We start from the raw sequence: 23,085 nt of genomic DNA on the forward strand, positions 1-23,085 counted from the left end.
GCGCCCGACCCCGTGGATCCAGGTGCCCGGGCGACTGCTGACGGCAGCGCCGCGGCCCGATCCACAGAAAGCCCAACGGTGATGATTGGTTTTTGTTGTTTAGAAGAGATAACTCATCGTCTTCATCGCACCTGTGCAAACTGTGGAGAACTTACGTCTGCGCAGCTCAGACACGTTATCCACCGGTGGTTTCGCTGTGGAGAACCCGGGGTACAACTCGCGTCCCGATCCACAGCCGTCGCCAGCCGCCGGGTTATCCACCGTTGTTCACAGGTTGTCCACCGGTAATCCACCGGTTTTCTCCCCAGCTCTGTGGACGACGCGGACGGCTCCGACCGTCGTCATCCCCAGAACCTTCAACAGGCGGTCCACAGGTAGATCGTCATCGGTGGACAACGCGAGGGTTGTCCCCAGGCGTCCACAGGCTCGTCCCCAGTACTTGTCCACAGTCTGTGGGTAACCGGCCATATGCAGAGGGTCGTTATCCACCGCCTGTGACACAGGGGGTGTGGACAACCGGTGCGGCTTGTGGACGAGCACGGCACCGATCCTGCCCCCTCGACCGGGTCGAGGGTCAAGCGACGGCGTCCACGGCGGTCGGTCGGCGCGGGACGGGGCACCCGGATCCGGCCACGAAGAAGCCCGGCCGGGGATCCGACCGGGCTGTCATGACGGGGTACGAGACGTGCGTCTCAGGTGTTCTGCTTGATCCGGTTCGTCAGCTCGGCGATCTGGTTGTAGAGCGAGCGCCGCTCCGCCATCTGCTGACGGATCTTGCGATCGGCGTGCATCACCGTGGTGTGGTCACGGCCACCGAACGCCTGGCCGATCCGTGGCAGCGACAGGTCGGTCAGCTCGCGACACAGGTACATCGCCACCTGGCGGGCGTTCACCAGCACCCGGGACCGGGAGTGGCCGCGCAGGTCCTCCAGGCTCACCCCGAAGTATTCAGAGGTGGACGCCATGATCTGGTCGGCGTTGATCTCCGGGCCGGCGCCGTCGGGCATGAAATCCCGCAGCACCTCCTCGGCCAGTGACAGCTCGACCGAGGAGCGGGTGAGACTGGCGAACGCGGTGACCCGGATCAGCGCGCCCTCCAGCTCCCGGATCGAGTTCGACACCCGGGAGGCGATGAACTCCAGCACGTCCGGTGGGGCGTACATCCGCTCCTGCGCCGCCTTCTTCTGCAGGATCGCGATCCTGGTCTCCAGGTCCGGCGGCTGGATGTCGGCCAGCAGTCCCCACTCGAACCGGGTCCGCATCCGGTCCTCGAGCGTGGCGAGCTGCCGCGGCGACCGGTCGGAGGTGATCACGATCTGCTTGTTGGCGTTGTGCAGCGTGTTGAACGTGTGGAAGAACTCCTCCTGGGTCCGTTCCCGGTTCTCCAGGAACTGGATGTCGTCGATCAGGAGGATGTCCACGTCGCGGTAGCGGCGCTGGAACGCGCTTGTCTTGTCGTCCCGCAACGAGTTGATGAAGTCGTTGGTGAACTCCTCGGTCGAGACGTACCGGACCGAGCGGGCGTTACCGAGCGTGGTGGCGTAGTGCCCGATGGCGTGCAACAGATGGGTCTTGCCCAGCCCGGAGTGACCGTAGATGAACAGTGGGTTGTACGCCTTGGCCGGCGACTCGGCCACCGCCACGCTCGCCGCGTGGGCGAACCGGTTGGACGAGCCGATGACGAACGTCTCGAACATGTACTTCGGGTTGAGGCGGTTGCCCCCGCTCTCCGCCCCGCCCGGCAGCCGGCGATCGGGCTGGCCACCCGGGCGGTGGAGGTCGGGAGCACCCCGGCCGGGCCCGTTGTCGGTGGCGCCGTCGCGTGGCAGGCCCCGTAACGGCGGGGCGTCGGCCGGACCCGGGGCCTCCCGGTAGCGCGGCTCGTATCCGAGCGGGTCGGTGGACGGCTCGGCGCCGGGACGCTCGTCGAAGGACCGGCGCTCGGGGGCGCGCAGCGGCTCGGCGAACGCGGCGCCGAAGAGCGTGTCCTGACCATCCCGACCGGCCGGGATCAACTGCGGCCGGCCGCCGTCCGCGTTCCGCTGCCGCGGCGGGTGCTCCTCCGTCGACGGGTCCGGCCGCGTCTCGGCGTACCCCGGGTTCGGGCGGGGGACGGGAAAGGTCGGCTGCGCCGGCGGTGGGCCGAGCCGGTCGAACCCGGGGAGCGGATCCGCCGGGCCGTCCGGCTCGGGGAGTGGTTCCGGGCTGCTGCGGTAGACCGTGCCGGCCGGGCGCCCGCCCGGGTCCTCGGCGACCCGCACGGTGACGGCCACCTGGATCGGCCGGCCGAGCCGACGGCTCAACGCCTCGGTGATGGCCGGGCGGAGCCGGGACTCGATCACGTCCCGGGTGAAGGCGTCCGGCACGGAGAGCAGCGCGGTGTCCTCGACGATCGCCCGCAACCGGGTGAGTCGGAGGTAGGCCCGTTGCTGCGCGGAGATGATCTCGTCGGCGAGTTCCTCGGTGGCCGCCGCCCACACCGCGGCAAGGTCTGTCTCTCCGGTCACGTCGTGCCACCCCCTCGCCTGATCCTCACGCCCGCCCGGACGGCTGACCGGTCGCGTCATCCACAAGTTATCCACAGCCTGTGTGTACGGACCGATTGTGGCCGCCCACCGGACGTGGGTCGGACCTGCCCCTGATTCGCGGAGGCGCTGAAGCGGGTTCACCGTGCCGAACGATTCAACAGCTTGTCCGGTCTTGCCGGTCGGCGACAAACCTGGACCACCGACACCGACCGCAATCGCGCACGCTAACAGCGGGGACCCCGCGCCATCAACCGCCGACACCCTCCGGGTGTCCGACACAGCAGCGGAAACACCCCTCCGGTCACCGCTGCGGCGCAGGTCGGGGGCGGGAGTGCGAGGTTTGACGGTCATTGTGCCCCTGCGTAGGGCTGGAGCGGATGCTCTCTCGCCCTCTGCTAGGGTGATGGATGCTCGCTGCCTCGTGACCACCTCCCCGCACCGCCGGGGCCGGGTCACACGGGCGGCGTCGATCAGCGGTCACCGCCGAGGTGATCTGGACCAGCACAGGACCCCGGGCGATCCGCCGCGCGGGGCGTACGACAACGGAGAGCCTGACGTGAGCAAGCGCACCTACCAGCCGAACAACCGCCGGCGCGCGAAGACCCACGGCTTCCGGCTGCGCATGCGCACCCGTGCCGGCCGCGCCATCCTTTCGACCCGTCGCGCCAAGGGCCGCACCCGCCTGGCGGCCTGAGGCCGTCCGGTCCGGGGACGTGAGCTGTCGTGCTGGCCGCCGCACAGCGACTGCGGCGCAGTAGCGACTTCGCCGCAGCGGTTCGTGGTGGCCGACGTGTCGGCCGCGGTGCCGTCGTGGTCCACCTGACGCTTCCCGAGCCGGCCACCGCCGGAACGACCTCGCCGGAGCCGGCGCGGAGCAGCGGCGCGGAAACACCCGCGCCGAGCCGCGCCGGCTTCGTCGTGTCCAAGGCCGTCGGCGGCGCGGTGGTCCGCAACAAGGTCCGCCGCCGGCTCCGACACCTGGTCCGGGACCGGCTGACCGAGCTGCCCGCGGGCACCACCCTGGTCGTACGCGCCCTGCCCCCGGCCGCCGACGCGACGTACGCGCGGCTCGGGACCGACCTGGACGCCGCCCTCGCCGCCGCGCGGGCGGCCCGGGGACGTCGGTCGCGATGAGCGGGGGGACCTCGACTCCGTCGCCGACTACCGGTGCCCGCATGCTGCTGGCGCCCATCATCGCGTACCGTCGGTGGATAAGTCCGGCGTTGCCGGCCCGCTGCCGGTTCTACCCGTCGTGCAGTGCCTACGCCGTGGAGGCGGTGTCCCGGCACGGCGCGTTGCGGGGAGCCTGGCTGACGGTCCGGCGGCTGTCGCGCTGCCACCCCTTTCACCCAGGTGGTCACGACCCGGTGCCGGAGCCGGGCGATCGCCGCCGTGCCGACGTGACTGGAGCCTGAGAATTGAGTCTCGACTGGATCTACTACGCGATCTCGTGGATCCTGCTGACCTGGCACTCGGCCTGGGACGCCATCGGGGTGCCGGTCGGCGCGGTCATCGGCACGAACTGGGCCTGGATCCTCGCCATCATCTTCCTGGTGGTGACGGTCCGGGTGATCCTGTTCCCGGTCTTCGTCAAGCAGATCAAGTCGCAGCGTGCCATGCAGGCGCTCCAGCCGAAGGTCAAGGAGCTCCAGGAGAAGCACAAGGGTGACCGGGAGACGCTCCAGAAGGAGATGATGGAGCTCTACCGGAAGGAAAAGGCCAACCCCCTGATGGGCTGCCTTCCGATGTTCCTCCAGATCCCCGTCTTCCTGGGCCTGTTCCACACCCTCAAGCGGCTCAACCCGGAGAACCAGGGCAAGACGCTCTACGGCTGGACCGTCGACCAGTTCAACAGCGCCTCCAGCGCGAAGCTCTTCACCGCTCCGATCTCCGGCCGGTTCGGCTCCACCGCCGCCGACCTGGCGCCGCTGGGCGCGAACACCAACACGGTCAAGCTGATCGCCGGCGTCCTGGTGCTCATCATGATCGCCACGACCTACCTGACGAGCCGTCAGATGATCCTGAAGACCGGCTGGGCCGAGGACCCGCAGCAGCGCATGGTGCAGCGGCTGATGCTCTACGGCATCCCGGTCTCGCTGCTGGTCTCGGGTTCGATCTTCCCGATCGGTGTGATCATCTACTGGGTCACCAACAACCTCTTCACGCTCGGCCAGCAGCAGTGGGTGCTGCGGAAGTTCCCGCCGCTGGTGCCGCCGAAGAAGAACACCACCACCGGCGGCAAGAGCCCGGTGCAGCCGGCCAAGACCGGTGGACTGCTCGGCCGCAAGACCGCGCAGCCGGCGGCGAAGGCCCCGGCCGCCGCGCCGAAGGTGGCCGGGCCGAAGCCGGGCGCCAAGCCGGTCAACCCGAAGAAGAGTGGTGGGCGCCCCGCCAAGCGACAGGGCTGAACACCCTCCCGGGCCACCGCCGCGAACGGCGGTGGCCCGTCCGGTCCCCGAGCTGCGACCGAGAGTCGGCGCCGGGCCGGAACCGCCGCGCACCGCGCGGTCAGGGGCGGAACGCCCGTAGGACGTGCCCGAGGGGCATCCGGCGAACGTCCCGCCGGCCCTCGGGAGACCAGCGGACCCTCGACGGTCCGGCCGAGCGAGTACGGAGATGAGACCGTGACCGACACCAGCATCCCCAGCGCTGACCAGCCCGTGGACGAGGAGACCGTCGAGGCGACCTCCACCGGGACCGAGGAGGACGTGCCCGAGGAGGACGCGACCGAGACCCGGCAGAAGAAGGCCCCGGCCGACAGCGACCTGTTCCGGCAGAGCGAGATCGCCGCCGACTACGTCGAGGGCCTGCTGGACATCCTCGACTACGACGGCGACATCGACGAGCTGGTCTCCGGCGGCCGGCCGGTCGTCGAGGTGGTCGGCGGTCGCCTCCAGAGCCTGGTCGGCCAGCGCGGCGCCACCCTGGAGGCGCTCCAGGAGCTGACCCGCCTCGCGGTGTTCCGGCAGACCGGCACGCCGAGCCGTCTGCTGCTCGACGTCGGCGGCTACCGGGCCGCGCGCCGCAAGGAGCTGGCCGCGGTCGCCAAGAACGCGGTCGAGAAGGTCAAGGAACACGGCGAGGCGGTACGCCTCGAGCCGATGTCCGCGTTCGAGCGCAAGTGCGTGCACGACGTGGTCAACGCGATGAGCGGCGTGGAGAGCGAGTCCGAGGGCGTGGAGCCGAACCGTCGTATCGTCGTCCGGCCGGTGGACTGAGGTCAGTGGTCTCCGACGACACGACGGCGGACGCCGTGGCCGGCCCGGGTGGTACGCCGCCCGGGCCGTCGGCTGTACGGCCCGACGCGACTCCCGAACCGGTCTTCTCCGACGAGGACTCCCCGGACGGTACGCCGTATCCGCCCGGGACCCCGGCCGAGCCCGACTTCTCCGGCGAACCGGCGGAGGTGCCAGGCGTGGAGCCCGCCGGGGCCACCGTGGTGGCGCCGGCCTTCTCCGCCGAACCGCCGGCGATCGCGGAACCCGCCGGACCGGAGACGCCCGCGGGTGCGGTCGACCCGGTCTTCGCCGAGCCGGACGCCGTGACCGAGCCGTCCTTCGCCGGGCCGGAGGCGGTCGCCGAGGTGTCCACGATGGATGGTTCGTCCCCCTCCTCCGGTCCGGTCGACCCGGCCGCCGCGTCCCTGCCGCCCGAGTTGGCGGAAGCCGCCCGCGCGCTCTTCGGCGACCGGCTCGACCTCGCCGCCGCGTACGCCGAACTGCTTGCTACGGAGGGCGTGCTCCGGGGCCTGATCGGTCCCCGCGAGACGCCCCGGCTCTGGGACCGGCACCTGCTCAACTGCGCGGTGATGGCGGAGCGTATCCCGGAGGGTGCCAGCGTGATCGACGTGGGCTCCGGGGCCGGGCTGCCCGGCCTGGTGTTGGCGATCGCCCGACCCGATCTCACCGTGACGCTCGTCGAACCGCTCGCCCGACGGGTCTCCTTCCTGGTCGAGGCGGTGCAGCAGCTCGGGCTGACCCGTACCGTCCGGGTGTTCCGTGGGCGGGCCGATGAAGCCGCGGCCGGCTCGCGGGACCGCGAGCCGCTGTCCGCCGACATCGTCACCGCGCGCGCCGTGGCCGCGCTGGACCGGCTCGCCGCCTGGTGCCTGCCGCTGACGGTGCCCGGCGGTCGGTTGGTGGCGCTCAAGGGCGCCTCCGCGGCCGAGGAGATGACCGAGCACGCCGAGGCCGTGCTCCGGCTCGGCGGTGGCGAGCCCGAACTGCACCGCTGCGGCGTCGGGGTGATCGAGCCCGCCGCGACGGTGATCGAGGTGGTGCGGGAGCGGGTGGTCAACCCACGCAAGCCGAAGAAGCCGAAGCGTTCGCGCGGCGGTCGCAACCGCGGCGGTCGCAACCGGGATCGCTGACCGGCCACGCCGCCCGAAGGCCCATCCGGTCGTTGGACCGGTGGGACGTGACCGGATCGATCACAACCCGACATGGACCCGCCGCGCCCGTCGGCCGTAGGCTGACCGCGCGTCGATAGTGTGGAGCGGCGGTGCCGGGCGGCACCCGACCCGATCGTTCCCGCCGGGCCGATGACACCGCGCACCGCGCGGAGGCCGATTGACGGGTGCGGACCGACCATCCGGAGCGGGTAGGGATGACAGGTGCATGACGACGGCAGGTACGACGATCCACGGCTGACCGGAGCCGACGGGCGTTCACCCGACGATTCCGTTTCACGTGAAACCAGCTACCAGGAGTGGGCGGTGAATCATCCCCGTGACGAGTCCTCGCACCGCCCCACCGAGCCGGCCCGCCGGCCGGAGGCGCTACCGGCGGGTGCCCTGCGGCCGACCTCGTCCGTGCCGGCCAACGTGCCGCCGGCCCGCGAACCGCGCGATCCGAGCGACGGCCCGGTGAACGCCCCGACTCCCCGGCCCCCGGCGGCCCGCGCGAACGTCGCGGTCCCCGCTCGTTACGAACCGCAGCCGCCGGTCTCCGCCGTACCGCACCAGGCCGCCCCCGACACCGGCGAGACGACGGCACCGCCGTCCGACACGCCACCGACCGACGGGTACGGGGAAGAAAACCCGGCCAGCACGTACGTTTCACGTGAAACCCCGACGCGCGAAGAGGATGACCCACCGTTGGCTATGGAGGCGATGCGCGCCGTGCAGATCCTGAATCCCAGTGGCGAGGTTTCCATGCCCCGCCCCGATCGGACCCGGGTGATGTGCGTCGCCAACCAGAAGGGTGGCGTGGGCAAGACCACCACCACCGTGAACCTGGCGGTGGCGCTCGCGCTGCACGGCAACCGCGTGCTCGTGGTCGACCTCGATCCGCAGGGGAACGCGTCCACAGGTCTGAACGTGCCGCACCACACCGGCGTGCCGGACGTCTACGACTGCCTGATCGACAGCGTGCCACTCGAAGAGGTGGCCCAGACCGTCGAGGGCATCCCCAACCTGTGGTGTGTGCCGGCGACCATAGATCTGGCCGGCGCCGAGATCGAGTTGGTCTCGGTGGTCGCCCGGGAGTCGCGCCTGTCGCGCGCCATCGAGGCGTACCCGGGCCACTTCGACTACGTCTTCATCGACTGCCCGCCCTCGCTCGGCCTGCTGACCGTCAACGCGCTCGTGGCCGCGCAGGAGGTGCTGATCCCGATCCAGTGCGAGTACTACGCGCTTGAGGGCCTCAACCAGTTGATAAACAACATCAACCTGGTACGCCAGCACCTGAACCCGAAGCTCGAGGTGTCCACCATCCTCCTGACCATGTACGACAGGCGTACCCGGCTGGCCGACGCGGTGGAGCAGGACGTCCGGAACCACTTCGGCGACAAGGTGCTCCAGGCCGTGATCCCCCGCAACGTGCGGGTCTCCGAGGCACCCAGCTACGGCCAGTCGGTGATGACCTACGATCCCGGTTCGCGGGGTGCCACGAGCTACTTCGAGGCCGCCCAGGAGATCGCTGAGCGAGGGGCCAAGGAGCCGGTGAGCCGGAATGCGTAGTGCGCAGAAGTCGCTGGGAGGCGTCGCATGAAGAACCGTCCTCGGGGCGGTCTGGGCCGAGGGCTCGGCGCCCTGATCCCCACCGGGCCGGCACCGGGCACCGATCCGGCGACCGGCGAGGGGGAAACCACCCGTACGACCGTTCCGGCTCCTGCGGTCGCCGGCGCGACCGCCGCCGTGACCGGTGCGGTCGGAGGCGGCGGGACGGCCCCGGCCGCCGAGCCCGAGCCCGCGTCCGGGTACGAGCTGAGCCCGGTGCCCGGCGCCCGCTTCGCCGAGATCCCGGTCGACGCCATCGTGCCGAACCCGAAGCAGCCCCGACACGTCTTCGACGAAGAGGCGCTGGAGGAGTTGAAGACCTCGATCCAGGAGGTCGGCTTCCTCCAGCCGATCGTCGTCCGGCAGCTCGACGAGGAGAAGTACGAACTCGTCATGGGCGAGCGGCGCTGGCGTGCCGCCCAGGCGGTCGGCCGGGAGAACATTCCCGCCATCGTCCGGGACACCAAGGACGACGCGATGCTCCGGGACGCCCTGCTGGAGAACATCCACCGCGCCAACCTGAACCCGCTCGAAGAGGCGGCGGCCTACCAGCAGCTCCTGGAGGAGTTCGGGGCCACACACGAGGAGCTGGCGCGGCGCATCGGCCGCAGCCGGCCGCAGATCTCCAACACGATCCGGCTGATGAACCTCCCCGGCGCCGTGCAGCGCCGGGTCGCCGCCGGGGTGCTCTCCGCCGGTCACGCCCGGGCGTTGCTCAGCCTCGACGACTCCGAGTCCCAGGAGAAGCTCGCCACGCGGATCGTCGCCGAGGGCATATCGGTACGCGGGACCGAGGAGTTGGTGGCTCTGGCGCTCGCTGAGGGGCCGGCAAAGGCGCCTGCCGCCCAACGCCGGACCAAGGCCCACGCCCCGGCGCTCTCCGATCTCGCGGACCGGCTCTCCGACCGGTTCGACACCCGGGTGAAGGTCGACATCGGCCGGAGCAAGGGAAAGATCACGATCGAGTTCGCGACCGTCGACGACCTGGAGCGGATCGTCGGCATCATCGGGGTGGGCCAGGAGGAACAACCCGAGGGCTAGTTGTCCCGCACCGCCGTCCCGGCCGCGCCGCCCGCAAGGGGGTGCGGCCGGTGCCGTTCCGGTCCGATGCCCCGGTACCTGCCGGTTCGATGGCTCGACCGCATACCGGGCGGGGGGCCTTCGTTTCACGTGAAACGAAGGCGAGCCGTGCGGGTGTCGTGGGTCTTCTCCTAATCTCAGCGACGCGCCGTCGCCGTCGCCAGCGGCCTCGCGCATCGGCGGTATCCGAGCCACTGGGGTGGCCGGGCACGGCACATCTTCGGTCAGTACGACGGAATATGCGGAGTGCCGCTGGGGTTGCCGGGGGCGACGGCAGGTGCAGTCAAAGGGGCGTGGGCGGGCCGCTGCGGGGATCCGGCCCAGCTCTCGCGTGGCCGGGCCGGCGAGGCGTGAGGATGCGTGTCCAGCCGTCGTAGGGCGGATCAGCGAGCCGTCGAGTCGGGGCCTGCCCCGCCCGGTGCTTGTGACCGACGAGCGAAGGAGTGCCCACCGTCCTGGATAGGGGTATGGCTCAGGGCCGCATCGGCATGGACGCCATCCGGCCGGCAGCTATGTGGGGCCTGCCGTTCGGAACGGACACTCCCGCCAGGTGATCCACACCGGCTCGGGGAAGTGGCTGCACCCCGATCCCCAGGATGCAACGACTTCGGCGTGGTGGAGTGGATCAAGGCTCAGCTTTCCGCACCTGTCCTCCGGTTGCTGAGCGAGTGGGAGGCGTGAACACGAGCCTGGAGCGCCGCGCGTTTCACGTGAAACAAAGTCGGGGCCGCCCCGATGCGGATCGGCGGCTCAGTCGTTGGACAGAAGAGCCAGCACCGGGAAGCCCGGGAAGTTATCCACAGCGGTTGTCCACAGGGCCGCGTCGTTTCACGTGAAACAACTCGCGGAAACCCTTGCTGAGCTGTGGATGACGCGCTGTGGTGGTGATCTCGGCACCCTGTGGACAACTCGGTGGACAACCGCTGTGGATTGTCTGGCCCCGAGCCGATCCGCAGCGGGTGCGGGTAGGGACAGGCGTCGCCAACTCGGTTAGGGTCAGCGTCGTGCAGGACACCCCTCCCTCAGTCCCGGACTTCACCCAGTGGCCCTCCTTCCCGTTCGAGGGCGATATCCGCGTCAAGCAGCTCGACGACCCCGTACCTGTCGAACCTCCTCGCCGGGGCGAGGCGGACCGGGAGTGCACCGCCTGCAATGCGCCCGACGAGGCGTACATCTGGGTCGGTGAGCGCTGGCGGGTCCGCACCATGGACCGGCCCACCGGGCTACCGATGGTCCTGATCCTGGAGTCCCGCTCCCACCTCGACCTCGGCGACCTGCCGAATCTGCTGGCCGCCGAGCTGGGCGTGATGACGGTCCGCCTGGAGCGGGCGATCCGCTCGTTGGACGGCGTGGCCCGCGTACACGTGAACCGGTGGGGCGACGGCTCCGCGCACCTGCACATGTGGTTCCTGGCCCGGCCCTACGGGCGGTTGCAGCTGCGGGGCACGTTCCTGTCGCTGTGGGACTCGATCCTGCCGCCGATCTCCGAGGAACGGTGGCGGGAGAACCTCGCCATGGTGGCCGCGTGGCTCGCCGAGTTCGGTGGTCGCCCGCTCGCGGAACCGCCGCGCATCCAGTGGCAGGCGCCGTCGAGCCTTTCCTCGCCGTCGTCAGAGAGCGCGGCCGAGGAGCCCGAGGAGGAAGCCGCCTCGGTGATCGAGGCAGCGGACGAGATTCCGGAATCCGATCCGGCCGAAGCGGTGGAGACCGTAGGGGACACGGAGAACGGGTCGACTACCGACGACGACCCGTCCGACGACGGCCGCGCTCGGGCGGAGGAAGACGCCGAGGACGCCAGCGGAGAGGACGTCCCGGACCCGGACGACCGTGGCGGGCGCGGGCGGCACGACGAGTCCGCGTCCGAGGACGCGAACACGAGCGCGGAGCGCGCCACCGGCGAGGACGACGGGACGACGCCCAACGCCGTCGGGCGCCCCACGGCGTCCGGGCCAGGCAGCGCCGGCTGAGGGCGGCCGACCCGGCAGAGGGCGGGTGACCCGGCAGAGTCAGGCCGAGCGGCGGGCGGCGGCCCGGTTCACCAAGGTGCCGAGGACCCGGCCGAAGTCGAGCCCGGCCGCCTGGATGGCCAGTGGCAGCAGCGACGTCTCCGTCATGCCGGGAGAGACGTTCACCTCCAGCACGTGCGGCTGGCCCTCCGCGTCGACGATCAGGTCGACGCGGGAGACATCGCGCAGGCCGAGCGCGGTGTGCGCGGCGAGCGCCACCTCGGTCAGCCGCGTGGTGGTCGCGTCGTCGAGCCGGGCGGGCGCGTGCCAGGTGGTGCGGCCGGCCGTGTAGCGGGCGGCGTAGTCGTAGACGCCGTTGCGGGGCACGATCTCGACCGGGGGCAGGGCCCGGGGGCCCTCGCCCAGGTCGAGCACCGAGACCGCCACGTCCATCCCGGGCACGTAGCGTTCCACAAGCGCCGTCTGGTCGTACGCGAAACAACCGACCATGGCGGCCGGCAGGGACGCGGCCTCCCGGACCACGGCGGCGCCCAGGCCGGACCCGCCCTGCGCCGGCTTGACCATCAACGGCAGGCCGAGGCGGTCGACGATCCGGTCCAGGACGGCGACCGCGCCCAGCTCGGAGAAGCGGTCGTGCGGCAGCGCCACCCAGTCGGGCGTGGGGATGCCGGCCTCGCGCAGCACGGCCTTGGCCGACGGTTTGTCCCAGGCCAGCCGGGAGGAACGGGCGTCGCAGCCGACGTAGGGCGCGTCGCAGAGGTCGAGCACACCCCGCAGCGAGCCGTCCTCGCCGGTGGCGCCGTGCAGGGCGATCACCACCGCGTCCGGTGGGTCGGCGGTCAGTGCGGGCAGCAGCGCGATGTCGGCGTCGCGCAGCTCCGCTTCCACACCTACCGTGCGCAGCGCGTCGAGTACGCGGCGGCCGGAGCGGAGCGACACGTCCCGCTCGTAGGAGAGGCCGCCGGCGAGCACCAGCACGTGCAGCTCGTCGGCGGCGGGATCGGTCACGGGTGTGGCAGGGCTGACGGCCATGCGGGCATCATGCCAAGTCGGGACCGGGCGCGTCGGAGCCGCCCTGCCGCCGGCGCGGTCCGGTGCCGGCGACCGCCCCGAAGACCTTCCGCATGGCGATCTCCTGTTCCATCACCCCGGACAGCCGGCGGACGCCCTCCCGGATCCGCTCGGGCGGCGGGAAGGAGAAGTTGAGCCGCATGTTGCCGGTGCCCGTGCCGTCGGCGTAGAAGCCGGTGCCCGGCACGTACGCGACCCGGGCGGCGACGGCCCGCGGCATCATCGCCTTGGCGTCGAGCCCGTCGGGCAGGGTCGCCCAGACGAAGAGGCCGCCGCCGGGCGTGGTCCAGGTGGTGCCGGACGGCATCAGGTCGGCCATCGCGTCGAGCAGCGCGTCCCGGCGCTCGCGGTAGACCTCCCGGTAGATCTTGAGCTGCTCCCGCCAGGGCATGGTGCCCAGGTAGGTGGAGACGGCGGCCTGCGCGAAACCGCTCGGGCAGAGGATCTGCGCCTCGCTGGCGATGACCAGCTTGTCGCGGACCGCGTGCGGGGCGAGGATCCAGCCCACCCGCAGGCCCGGGGCGAAGGTCTTGGAGAACGTGCCCAGGTAGAAGACGCCGTCGCGCCGCCGGGCCCGCAGCGGCGCGGGCGCCTCGCCCTCGAATCCGAGCTGACCGTACGGGTCGTCCTCCACCACGAGCAGGCCGGCGCGTTCGCAGATGTCGAGCACCCGTTCCCGCCGCTCCTCGCTCAACGTCACGCCGGTGGGGTTCTGGTAGGTCGGGATGGTGTAGAGGAACTTCACCCGCCGGCCGGCGCGGGCCAGGTCGGCGATGGCCACCTCAAGTGCCTCCGGGATGAGGCCCTCGTCGTCCATCGGCACGTGTGCCACCTGGGCCTGGGCGGCCTGGAACACCCCGAGCGCGCCGACGTACGTCGGGCCCTCGGCGAGCACCACGTCGCCCGGGTCGAGGAAGAGCCGGGCGACCAGGTCGAGCGCCTGCTGGCCGCCGACGGTCACCACCACGTCCTCCGGGGAGGCGCCGCAGGACGCGTCGATTCCGGAGAGGGACATCACCTCGCAGATCCGCTCGCGCAGCTCGAGGGTGCCCTGACCGATGCCGTACTGGAGGGTGGTGGTGCCGTGTTCGGCGCCGAGCCGACCGAGCATCTCGCCCACCGCGTCGAGCGGCAGCGCGGCGATGTAGGGGGCGCCGCCGGCGAGGGAGACGACTTCCGGCCGGCTGGCGACGGCGAACAGGGCCCGGATCTCGGAGGCGGTCATCCCCCGGACGCGCCGTGCGTACCGGTCGGTGTAGTCGTCGAGCGTCGTGCCGGTCATGACATCACCTCGGTCGGGTGTCGGCGGGGCTGCCGCCCGGTGTGGTACCCGCGATGCCGGCGTCCAATGGCGGCGCGCGGCCGATTGGTCGATCGTAGTCGCAGGTGACCGGGGTGGAACCCCACCATCCGGACACGTCCACATCCCGGACCGCGGTCCGCCGGTGGCGTGGGTGTCCGCGCGTTCCACTCCCGTAGCGCCGGGCGGGGGCGTACGATCGCTCGTCGGGAGCACGAGGGCGGCGGGACACCGCGGTGGCCGGCGCTCCGAGACTGTTGGGTGGGGTGCGCTCATGTCGCGACGTCTGGTCAGCCTGACCCTGGACACCCTGGAGGACCTTCCCGGATCCTGCCGGCGGTGCGTCTACTGGGAGCTGGATCCGGTCTCCGCGGAGCGGGCCTGCGCGGCCGGTGACCCCGGGCTGGAGAAGGAGGCCTGGGTCTCCCAGACGCTGCTGGAGTGGGGTTCCTGCGGCAAGCTGGTCTACGTCGACGGCATGCCTGCCGGTTTCGTCATGTACGCGCCGCCCGCGTACGTTCCGCGTTCGATGGCCTTTCCCACGTCGCCGGTCTCCGCGGACGCGGCGTTGCTGATGACGGCGCACGTGGTCCCCGCCTTCGCCGACGGCGGCCTGGGCCGGATGCTGGTGCAGGGCGTGGCCCGGGATCTCACCAAGCGCGGCATCAAGGCGATCGAGGCGTTCGGCGACGCGAAGTTCGGCGACGACGGGGACGGGCCGGTCCGGGCCTGCGTCGCGCCGGCCGACTTCTTCCTGTCGGTGGGCTTCAAGACGGTCCGCCCGCATCCGCGCTACCCGCGCCTGCGGCTGGAGTTGCGTACTGCGTTGAGCTGGAAGTCCGACGTGGAGTACGCGCTGGAGAAGCTCCTCGGGTCGATGAGCCCGGAAACGTTGCTGCGGCCGGTCCGTCCGGCGCCCGCCACCCGCTCGATGAGCTGACCCGGCTCAGTCGACCACGGTGCCGGCGGCCACGGCCGCCCGCAGCTCGCTCACGTCGATCGAGCCGGTCGGCACGTCCCGCTCGATCGGCAGGTACATCCGCTGCACCCCGGCCACGATGGCCTCGACGACCCGGTCCCGGAACCGGGGGTCGACGAGCCGGCTCCGGTCGTCCGGTGAGGTCAGGTAACCCACCTCGACGCGGACCGCCGGCATCCGGGTGAGCCGGAGCAGGTCCCACGCCTTGGCGTGGGTGCGGCAGTCGCGCAGCCCGGTGCGGGCCACGATTTCCCGCTGCACCAGCCCGGCCAGGCGTTCCCCGGTGGCCGAGGTGACGCCGTTGTCGGTGCCGTAGTGGTAGGTGGCGACCCCGTCGGCCTCCGGGTTGGCGTGCCCGTCGGTGTGCAGGGAGATGAACACGTCGGCGCCGAGCGAGTTGGCGAGTTGGGCGCGGTCCGCGTCCGGCAGGCAGGTCCGGGGCGCGGGCCCCCGGGTCAGCTGCACCCGTACGCCGGCCGCCGCGAGCCGGCCCTCCAGTCGGCTGGCCAGGTCGTGCACGAGGTCGGCCTCGCTCCAGCGCAGCGCCCCGTCGGGCACCACCACGCCGGGGTCGGTGCCGCCGTGGCCCGGGTCGATCACCACGGTCCGGCCGACGAGCGTCGGTCCGGCCTGGCGGATGGCGTCGGACTCGCGGAGCCACTGCGGCCGGCCGCCGACCACCTTGCGGCCGAGGCGGCGCAGCGCGTTGACGGTGTGCGGGCCGCACGCGCCGTCCGGTTTCAGGCCCATCTCGCGCTGGAACTGGGCCACCGCGCGGGAGGTGCGCAGGCCGTAGATGGCGTCGGCGCGGCCCACGTCGTACCCCATTTCCAGCAGGCGTTCCTGGAGGGACCGGACGTCCTCGCCGGTGAGCGGCTCGGGCACGGCGTGGTAGAGGGCGCGGGCGCCGAACCGCCAGCGGGCCGCGTCGAGCGCCCGCCAGGTCTCCGCGCCGACGCGCCCGTCGACGCTGAGGCCGCGGGACTGCTGGAAGGCGCGGACCGCGCGTTCCGTCTCGGCGTCGTAGGCGTCGGCCCGGCCGTCCGCGGGGAGGAGTTCCAGGCCGGCGAGGACGGTGCGGACCTCGGCCACCGCGGGGCCTCGGTCACCGGGTCGGATCGGACGCACGACGACCCCCTCTGTACGGGCGTCGGCGGAGGCGGAGCTCCGGCGGACGCCTACGGAGCGTACCGTGGCCGGTTACCCTCAGGGTTCGTCTTCGCGCAGGTCAGGACGCCGAAGCCCTCGTCACCCGGGTGGGGTGACGAGGGCTCCGGCGGTGTCGGGTGCGGCTCAGAGCGCCGACTCGATGAGCTTGACCAGCTCACCCTTCGGCTTGGCGCCGGCGATCGACTGCACCGGCTCACCGTCCTTGAAGATGGTGAGCGTCGGCACGGACATCACCCGGTAGGTGCGGGCCGTCTCGGGGTTCTCGTCGATGTTGAGCTTGACGATGGTGACCTGGTCACTCATCTCGCCCGCGATCTCCTCCAGCAACGGCGAGACCTTGCGGCACGGACCGCACCATTCCGCCCAGAAGTCGACCAGAACCGGCTTGTCGGACTTCAGCACGTCGGCCGCGAAGCTCGCGTCCGTGACCGCCTTGGTTGCTCCCACTATGAACCCTCCTCCGAACCGGAAAAATTTCAGTCTTGCAGGGTGGCGATGAAACGCTCGGCGTCGAGCGCGGCGGCACAGCCGGTGCCGGCCGCCGTGATGGCCTGCCGGTAGGTGTGGTCGACCACGTCGCCGGCGGCGAAGACGCCGGGCAGGCTGGTGCGGGTGCTCGGCGCCTGCACCTGTACGTACCCCTCGTCGTCGAGTGCCACCTGACCGCGGAACAGCTCGCTGCGCGGGTCGTGGCCGATCGCCACGAAGACACCCGTGACGTCGAGCACCTTGGTCTCGCCGGTGTGCACGTCGCGCACCCGTACGCCGCTGACCTTGCCGTCGTCGCCGAGGATCTCCTCGACCGTGGTGTTCCACTCGACCTTGATCTTCTCGTTGCCGAGCGCCCGCTCGGCCATGATCTTGCTGGCCCGGAACGAGTCGCGGCGGTGGATGATCGTCACCGACTCGGCGAAGCGGGTGAGGAAGCTCGCCTCCTCCATTGCCGAGTCGCCGCCGCCGACCACCACGATGTGCTGGTTGCGGAAGAAGAAGCCGTCACAGGTGGCACAGGACGACACGCCGTGGCCGAGGTATTCCTGCTCGCCCGGCACGCCCAGCGGGCGCCAGGCCGAGCCGGTGGAGAGGATGACCGCCCGCGCCCGGTAGGCGGTCTCGCCCACCCAGACGGTGCTCACCGCGTCGGAACCGATCTCGCCGGTGTCCTTCAGCTCGACCCGGGTCACGTCGTCGGTGAGGAACTCGGCACCGAACCGCTCGGCCTGCTTGCGCATGTTGTCCATCAGCTCGGGGCCGAGGATGCCGTCCGCGAAGCCGGGGAAGTTTTCCACCTCGGTGGTGGTCATCAGCGCGCCACCGGACTGCACGCCCTCGATCACCAGCGGCTTGAGGTTGGCGCGCGCGGCATAGACCGCCGCGGTGTAGCCGGCCGGGCCGGAGCCGATGATGATCAGGTTGCGGACCTCGTCCACTGCCGTCTCCCGAAGTGTGTGTTCGCCGGCGACTCAGCGACGCCGACAACTGACTTGCAGAACGTCATCGTACGAAGGGGGGATTCCCGAGCCGGTCATCCGGTGGGTCACGTCACGTCGCGGGACAAGCCGGTGACCGCGGTTTCACCCTACCCGCGTACGGAAGCGGGTGTCCGCGCCGGACCCGGGTACACCGCATTCCGGGCCGCTCACCCACCCCCAGCGGGTGCCACCGGCGTCGGAGAACGTGACCACGAGCGCCGGGCGGCCCTGGAACCGGGCGTAGTCGACCAGGTCGACGGTGAGCGGAGCGCCGCCGTGCTCGACGCCGATCGCGGTCAGGCAGGCGGCCAGCGCCTCGGGCCGGTCGAGCCGGTCCAGCCCGCCGACCTCACCGAGGCGGTATTTCTGGTTCGTCCGGGGCGCGTCCGCGCCGCCGGCCGCCGAGGCATCCGACGGGCCGGCGACCTCCGGCCGGTTCGCCTTCGGCGAGTTGCCGCCGGCGAGGCGTTCCGGGGTCCAGTCGGCGCCACTGTGTAGGGCCGGTCCGGTGGTCCGGTACGGCGCGGCGGCCATCGGCGCCGCCTCGCCGGCCGTCCGGTCCGCCGTACCGCTGTCGCCGCCCGAGTCGGCCAGCCGGCCGACGCCGAGACCCACGGCGGCGACCGAGGCCGCGGCCAGCGCCACCGGCCCGGCGAGCCGGGCCCAGCGCCGCGAGCGTCGCCCCGGCCCGGTGTGCCCCTCGGGTTGGGTCGCCGCCCCGGGCGGGCGGGTGGCCCGGCCCGGTTGCGCCGGTACGACGACCCGCGTTCCGTCCCGGTCCACCGGGGTGGGCCTGTGGTCGGCGGCCGGGCCGGCGCCGGCGAGCGCGGCCGTGATCCGCTCGGCAACCGTCGCCGGCAGTTCCGGCGCGGGCGCCCCGGCGAGGCCGGCCAGATCGGCGTGCACCAGGTCGAGTGCGCGGGTCAGGTCCGCGTAAGCGGCTCCCCAGGCCCGGTCCCGCTCGACCAGCCGGGCCACCGTCACCTGCTCGGGGGTGCCCTCCAGCGCCCCGCCGAGATAGTCGGCGAGCAGGTCGTGGTCGACCTCGCTGAACTCCCGGGAACTCACGGCTCCTCCTGGCTGGCGTCCGGCCGGGCACGTCCCGACGAGGATCCGACGCCCTGGGACGGCCGGTGGTTCCCCGCGGTGACGCGGGGCACGTCCGGGGCGTCGTCGGACCCGGTGCGCAGGTGCCCCAGGAGCACGGCGAGCCGAGCACGGCCGCGGGCGCACCGGCTCTTCACCGTCCCCTCGGCGACACCGAGGATCCGGGCCACCTCGGCCACCGGATAGCCCTGCACGTCGACCAGGACCAGCGCGGCCCGCTGCTCCGCCGGCAGGGCCGCGAGCGCCTGCCGGACCACGAGCGCGGTGTCGTGGTCCTGGACCGGCGCGGCCGGTTCCACGCCACCTGTGTGTCGTCCCCCGTCGCCGTGCGCGCCGTCCGGCAGCGGGACGGTGGCGTGGGTCTGCCGCCGCCGCATCCGGTCCAGGCACGCGTTGACCACGATCCGGTGCAGCCAGGTGGTCACCGCCGAGTCGCCCCGGAACCGGGCCGCGGCGCGGTGCGCCGACAGCATCGCGTCCTGGAGCGCGTCGGCCGCCTCCTCGCGGTCACCGATCGTCCGCAGGGCCACCGCCCAGAGCCGGTCGCGGTGCCTGTGGAACAGCTCGGTGAAGGCGTCCCGGTCGCCCGCGACGTGGGCCCGGAGCAGTTCCAGGTCGGAACCGGCCGGCGGGCCGTCGTGGATCGCCGGCGTACGGCTCACGAGCCCTGGACCGTGATCTCCTGGACCCCTACCTTCCAGCCGCTGCCGTCGTCCTTCTTCGGCAGCTCGGTGATCCAGAGGAGGAGGTACTGGTATTTCTGGGCCGGGTCGAACCCGTTGAAGATCATGGTGGTGCCGGAGTCCTCGAACGGCTGCCCGATCACGGTGGAGTAGGCCGCGACGAGGTCCTTGTCGCCCTGCGAGGTGGACGGGAAGTCCTTGGCGCCGGCGCGTAGCTCGGCCGAGGCGCCGGAGGTCGACAGGGTGGCCTGGAGCGACTTGACCGTGCGGGGCGCGCCCAGGTCAACCCAGACGCCCATGCCCTTCTTGAAGTTGCCGAACTTGGCCGCCGTGTAGGTGTCGGTCTCCCAGCCCTTGTCGGAGTCGCCGTCGATCACCTTCTCGACGTCGTTCAGCTCGTCCCGTTTGCTGCTGTCCGGGTCGATGATCCGGACGTCCTGGATGACGAGCTTGCGGGCGGACGGCGTCGCGGGCTCGCTGTTGCCGCCTTCGGCGGGAGCGCTGCTGGACGGCTGGCCCACCGGCTCCTTGTCACTGTCGCCACCACCGAGCACGCTGATGCCGACCAGCAGCCCGACCAGGGCCACCGCCAGCAGGCCGGCGATGCCCAGCGCGACCTTGCGGCCACCGGCGGCGGCCAGCGGCGACGGCTCCTCGCCGGGTTCGGCCGTGAAACGCAGCGGACCGGCCTGCTCCAGGAACTGCTCGTCGGCCGGGATGTCCAGCCGGCTCAGCTCCGCCGACAGCACGTCCGACGAGGGCGGGGCGATCTCCGGGTCGAGCAGGTCCATGGTGAGGTCGTCGAGGTACGCGGGCACGCCGGCGCGCACCTGCCGCGGCGCGGCGATGCCACCGCCGGCGTCCCGGACCGCGTCGGGGAGAGCGGCCCGGCCGTGGCCCGCGGTGGCGCCGTGCAACGGCGCCTCGCCGTGCGGCCAGTGGCCGGTCAGGGCGAAGTAGAGCACCCCGCCCACGGCCCGCAGGTCGTTCTCCTGGCTGTCCGCCCCGTCGGTGCGTGCGTCGGCCAGCACCACCCGGCCGTCGTCGCTGATCATGACGGTGCCGGGGTGGAGGTTGCCGTGCACCATGCCGGTGGCGTGCACCGCGGCGAGCGCGCTGGCGACGGCGTTGCCGATCGCGGTCGCGCGGGCCGGGTCCAGCGGGCCGTCGGCGGCCACCATCTCGCGCAGCGACTGGCCGTCCACCCACTCGCGGACCACGTACGCCCGGTCGTCCTCGTCGATCGCGTCGTAGACGCCGACCAGGTTGGGGTGGATGACCCGGCTCGCCGCGACGGCGGCCTGGAGCATCTCGGTGGCGGAGTCACCGCCCGGGTAGCGGAGGACCACCGCGACGGGACGGCGCAGCACCACGTCGACCCCGCGCCAGACCAGCCGGCCGGCACTGTCGTTGTTGATGTGCTCGACCAGCTCGTAGCGCTCGGCGAGCAGCTCACCGACGGTGGGAGCACCGAGGGTCACGACCGCGGGAGAGGTCTCCTCCGCTTCCTGACCCTCGCCGACCTGGGTCACCCGTCCTCCCTCGGTGATCGTGTCGATCGATGGACCCGTGCTGCTGGGCATGTGTTTCCCGCTCTGGCTTCGGTGGAACCGGCACGGTCGGCGACGCCGGACGTACCCGTCGAGAGCGACCTTACCCGGGATGCCCGGTTCTCCGACATGTCATCTTCCCGCTGCGGCCGGCGACAAGCCAGTCACGCGGACACGCACCGCCAATCTAGAGGTTGACGGCAAGTGATCGACGTAGGGGCGTACCGGTGTGGCGTGCCCGTGGTTTCCCCCTCTCAGCCGGGGCACCCTCGTCCGTACGGTTGGTTATCCACAGGCCGAGGGGTCCACTGGACGGCGGAATTCCGAGTTATCCACAGCCGTATCCCCAACCTGGTGATCCTCGTTCACCGTCGGTCACCGATGGTTTCAGCGCCCGAGTCGCCGCCGCACCATCCCCACCACTTCGGTGATCTCACCGATCCGCAGCAGCATGGCCAGCCCGAGGTAGGTACCGCCGATCACCGCGCCGCCGATCACGAGTTGGGCCGCGGCGGCGAACCAGCTCAACTGCTCCGGGTCGCCCGGGAGCACCGCGACCACGAGCACACCTGCCAACGCGGCGCCGAGCGCGGCCACCACCACCCGACCGAGGGTGCCCATGATCCGGCCCAGGCCGATCCGGCCCACCCGGGGCCGCAGCAGCATGGCCGAGATGATCGCCGCGGCCAGGTACGACACGGCGTTGCCGAGCATCATCCCGGACGCCGCGAACGTGTTCGAAAAGATCAGGAAGAGGCCCACCTGGAGCAGTACGCGCAGGATCACCACCGGGATGTTGATCAGCGCGGGGGTGCGGGTGTCCGGCAGCGCGTAGAAGGCGAACGTGAAGAGCTGGCTGACCGCGAACGGCACCAGCGCGAGCGCCGCGACCAGCAGCACCGTCGAGGTGGCCACCGCGTTCGCGCCGGTGAAGGCGCCGTAGCGGAACACCACGACGGAGATCGGGGCGGCCAGCACGGCGTAGCAGACCGCGATCGGGGCCAGCACCGCGGTGACCATCCGGGTGCCCCGGGACAGGTCGGCGGTGAGGTCACCGAAGCGGCCCTCGGCGGCAGCCGCGCTCATCCGGGGCATCAGCGCGGTGATGATCGACACCGCGATGATGCCGTTCGCCATCATCAGCAGCAGGAAGACGTTGTTGTAGATCAACAGGCCGGCGTTGTCGCCGCCGGCGGCCCGGGTGAGCAGGTTGACCACCACGAAGAGACCGAGCTGGTTGACCCCGACGTAGCAGAACATCCAGCCGCCGAGCCGGGCCAGCTCACGCAGGCCGAGCGTGCGGAAGTCGAACCGCCACCGCCACCGGAAACCGACCTTGCGCAGCGCGGGCAGCAGGCCGGCGGTCTGGACCGCGACGCCGAGCAGCATGCCGCCACCGATCAGCAGGATCCGGCTCCAGCCCATCTCGTCGGGCTGGATCAGTTTCGCGCCGAAGACCGCGATGTAGAGCGCGCAGACGCCGATGACCACCAGGTTGTTCAGGATCGGCGCCCACATCGGGGCGGCGAAGTGCCCACGGGTGTTCAGCACCGCGGCGATCAACGCGCTCACGCCGGTGAAGAACAGCATCGGCAGCATCAGGTACGACAGGCCGGTGACCAGGCCGCGGTAGTTCTCGTCCTTGCCGCCCGCGTAGATCGCGGTCAGGGCGGGGGCCGCGACCAGGGCGATCAGCACGGTGGCGGCCAGCGCCAGCACGGCAAGCGTGAGCAGCCGCTGGGAGTATGCCTCGCCCCGGTCCGGGTCGGTCCTGCGCCGTCGGACAAGCACCGGGATCAGCACGCTCGTGAGCACGCCGCCGAGCAGGAACTCGTAGACCTGGTTCGGCAGGAACTGAGCCGTGGTGAACGCGTCACCGACGAGCGCGCCACCGAGCGCGGCCCCGATCATCAGGTTGCGGATGAACCCCGTACCCCGGCTGACCAGGCTGCCGACCGCCATCACCGCGCTGTTCGCGGCGGCGCTGGTCTCGGCGACCACCTCCTGGGGCGGCGCGACCGCCTCGACGCCCGGCTGGTTCAGCGGCTCCGCCGAGATGAAGGTGGCGCCGTCGTCCGGCGGCAGGCCGCCGTCGTGCGCGTTCGCGCTGCGGTAGAGCCCGCCGCCGCTCATCTCCCAGCCTCCAAGGGGTACGTCGGAGCCCGGCCCCGCCGACCCCG

At 71.6% G+C, this 23,085-nt stretch carries 20 protein-coding genes; 10 read left to right on the top strand and 10 right to left on the bottom strand.

Annotated features, from left to right (window positions below; translation table 11 throughout):
- Positions 1–692: 692 nt before the first annotated feature.
- Complete coding sequence (gene dnaA, locus O7602_RS29215) at positions 693–2,507, bottom strand: chromosomal replication initiator protein DnaA (protein WP_281585798.1); 1,815 nt, start codon at positions 2,505–2,507, stop codon at positions 693–695.
- A gap of 577 nt (positions 2,508–3,084) precedes the next feature.
- On the opposite strand from dnaA, the gene rpmH reads away from it, so the two are divergent.
- From rpmH to O7602_RS29260, 9 genes are all read left to right on the top strand, one after another.
- Positions 3,085–3,222 (top strand): 50S ribosomal protein L34, encoded by a 138-nt coding sequence (rpmH, locus tag O7602_RS29220; RefSeq protein ID WP_091061882.1) that lies wholly within the window; start codon positions 3,085–3,087, stop codon positions 3,220–3,222.
- Positions 3,223–3,251: 29 nt separating this feature from the next.
- Entirely contained in the window at positions 3,252–3,662 is a 411-nt protein-coding gene (rnpA, locus tag O7602_RS29225) for a ribonuclease P protein component (RefSeq protein ID WP_281585799.1), read from the top strand.
- A 41-nt stretch (positions 3,663–3,703) separates the two neighbouring features.
- Positions 3,704–3,943 carry a membrane protein insertion efficiency factor YidD gene (yidD, locus tag O7602_RS29230; RefSeq protein ID WP_091567651.1) on the top strand — a complete coding sequence of 80 codons (240 nt, stop codon included), beginning with the start codon at positions 3,704–3,706 and terminating at the stop codon, positions 3,941–3,943.
- 3 nt (positions 3,944–3,946) lie between these two features.
- Entirely contained in the window at positions 3,947–4,936 is a 990-nt protein-coding gene (gene yidC, locus O7602_RS29235) for a membrane protein insertase YidC (RefSeq protein WP_281585800.1), read from the top strand.
- Positions 4,937–5,152: 216 nt separating this feature from the next.
- The gene (locus O7602_RS29240; RefSeq protein WP_281585801.1) at positions 5,153–5,746 is read left to right on the top strand and encodes a R3H domain-containing nucleic acid-binding protein; all 594 of its coding nucleotides are present in this window, start codon (positions 5,153–5,155) and stop codon (positions 5,744–5,746) included.
- A gap of 374 nt (positions 5,747–6,120) precedes the next feature.
- Complete coding sequence (gene rsmG, locus O7602_RS29245; RefSeq protein ID WP_281590606.1) at positions 6,121–6,897, top strand: 16S rRNA (guanine(527)-N(7))-methyltransferase RsmG; 777 nt, start codon at positions 6,121–6,123, stop codon at positions 6,895–6,897.
- A 243-nt stretch (positions 6,898–7,140) separates the two neighbouring features.
- Positions 7,141–8,487, top strand: a complete 1,347-nt coding sequence (locus O7602_RS29250; protein ID WP_281585802.1) for an AAA family ATPase — start codon at positions 7,141–7,143, stop codon at positions 8,485–8,487.
- 27 nt (positions 8,488–8,514) lie between these two features.
- Complete coding sequence (locus O7602_RS29255) at positions 8,515–9,567, top strand: ParB/RepB/Spo0J family partition protein (protein ID WP_281585803.1); 1,053 nt, start codon at positions 8,515–8,517, stop codon at positions 9,565–9,567.
- A 1,043-nt stretch (positions 9,568–10,610) separates the two neighbouring features.
- Positions 10,611–11,573, top strand: a complete 963-nt coding sequence (locus O7602_RS29260) for a hypothetical protein (protein ID WP_281585804.1) — start codon at positions 10,611–10,613, stop codon at positions 11,571–11,573.
- 39 nt (positions 11,574–11,612) lie between these two features.
- Here O7602_RS29260 and O7602_RS29265 read toward each other — a convergent pair whose 3' ends face one another.
- Together O7602_RS29265 and O7602_RS29270 are read right to left on the bottom strand one after the other, a co-directional pair.
- Positions 11,613–12,605, bottom strand: a complete 993-nt coding sequence (locus O7602_RS29265; protein WP_281585805.1) for a D-alanine--D-alanine ligase — start codon at positions 12,603–12,605, stop codon at positions 11,613–11,615.
- Positions 12,606–12,612: 7 nt separating this feature from the next.
- Positions 12,613–13,926: a PLP-dependent aminotransferase family protein gene (locus O7602_RS29270; RefSeq protein WP_281585806.1), complete on the bottom strand. Its 1,314-nt coding sequence runs from the start codon at positions 13,924–13,926 to the stop codon at positions 12,613–12,615.
- Between the two features lie 292 nt (positions 13,927–14,218).
- On the opposite strand from O7602_RS29270, the gene O7602_RS29275 reads away from it, so the two are divergent.
- Entirely contained in the window at positions 14,219–14,884 is a 666-nt protein-coding gene (locus tag O7602_RS29275) for a GNAT family N-acetyltransferase (protein ID WP_281585807.1), read from the top strand.
- Between the two features lie 6 nt (positions 14,885–14,890).
- On the opposite strand, the gene O7602_RS29280 is transcribed toward O7602_RS29275, so the two are convergent.
- The 7 genes from O7602_RS29280 to murJ form a co-directional block, all read right to left on the bottom strand.
- Positions 14,891–16,051 (bottom strand): N-acetylmuramoyl-L-alanine amidase, encoded by a 1,161-nt coding sequence (locus O7602_RS29280; RefSeq protein ID WP_281585808.1) that lies wholly within the window; start codon positions 16,049–16,051, stop codon positions 14,891–14,893.
- 165 nt (positions 16,052–16,216) lie between these two features.
- Positions 16,217–16,540: a thioredoxin gene (gene trxA, locus O7602_RS29285; protein ID WP_281585809.1), complete on the bottom strand. Its 324-nt coding sequence runs from the start codon at positions 16,538–16,540 to the stop codon at positions 16,217–16,219.
- A gap of 29 nt (positions 16,541–16,569) precedes the next feature.
- On the bottom strand, positions 16,570–17,523 hold the full coding sequence (gene trxB / locus O7602_RS29290; RefSeq protein ID WP_281585810.1) for a thioredoxin-disulfide reductase: 954 nt from the start codon (positions 17,521–17,523) through the stop codon (positions 16,570–16,572).
- A 144-nt stretch (positions 17,524–17,667) separates the two neighbouring features.
- Positions 17,668–18,633 (bottom strand): hypothetical protein, encoded by a 966-nt coding sequence (locus tag O7602_RS29295; protein WP_281585811.1) that lies wholly within the window; start codon positions 18,631–18,633, stop codon positions 17,668–17,670.
- Positions 18,630–19,334 (bottom strand): RNA polymerase sigma factor SigM, encoded by a 705-nt coding sequence (gene sigM, locus O7602_RS29300; RefSeq protein WP_281585812.1) that lies wholly within the window; start codon positions 19,332–19,334, stop codon positions 18,630–18,632. Before sigM ends, O7602_RS29295 begins: the two co-directional genes overlap by 4 nt.
- Positions 19,331–20,938 carry a protein kinase family protein gene (locus tag O7602_RS29305; RefSeq protein ID WP_281585813.1) on the bottom strand — a complete coding sequence of 536 codons (1,608 nt, stop codon included), beginning with the start codon at positions 20,936–20,938 and terminating at the stop codon, positions 19,331–19,333. The genes sigM and O7602_RS29305 overlap by 4 nt, the downstream gene beginning before the upstream one ends.
- 354 nt (positions 20,939–21,292) lie before the next feature.
- Positions 21,293–23,038, bottom strand: coding sequence for a murein biosynthesis integral membrane protein MurJ (gene murJ, locus O7602_RS29310; RefSeq protein WP_281585814.1), 1,746 nt, complete (start codon positions 23,036–23,038; stop codon positions 21,293–21,295).
- Positions 23,039–23,085: the final 47 nt, after the last annotated feature.

The organism is Micromonospora sp. WMMD1128 (genome assembly GCF_027497235.1).
Classification (GTDB): domain Bacteria; phylum Actinomycetota; class Actinomycetes; order Mycobacteriales; family Micromonosporaceae; genus Micromonospora.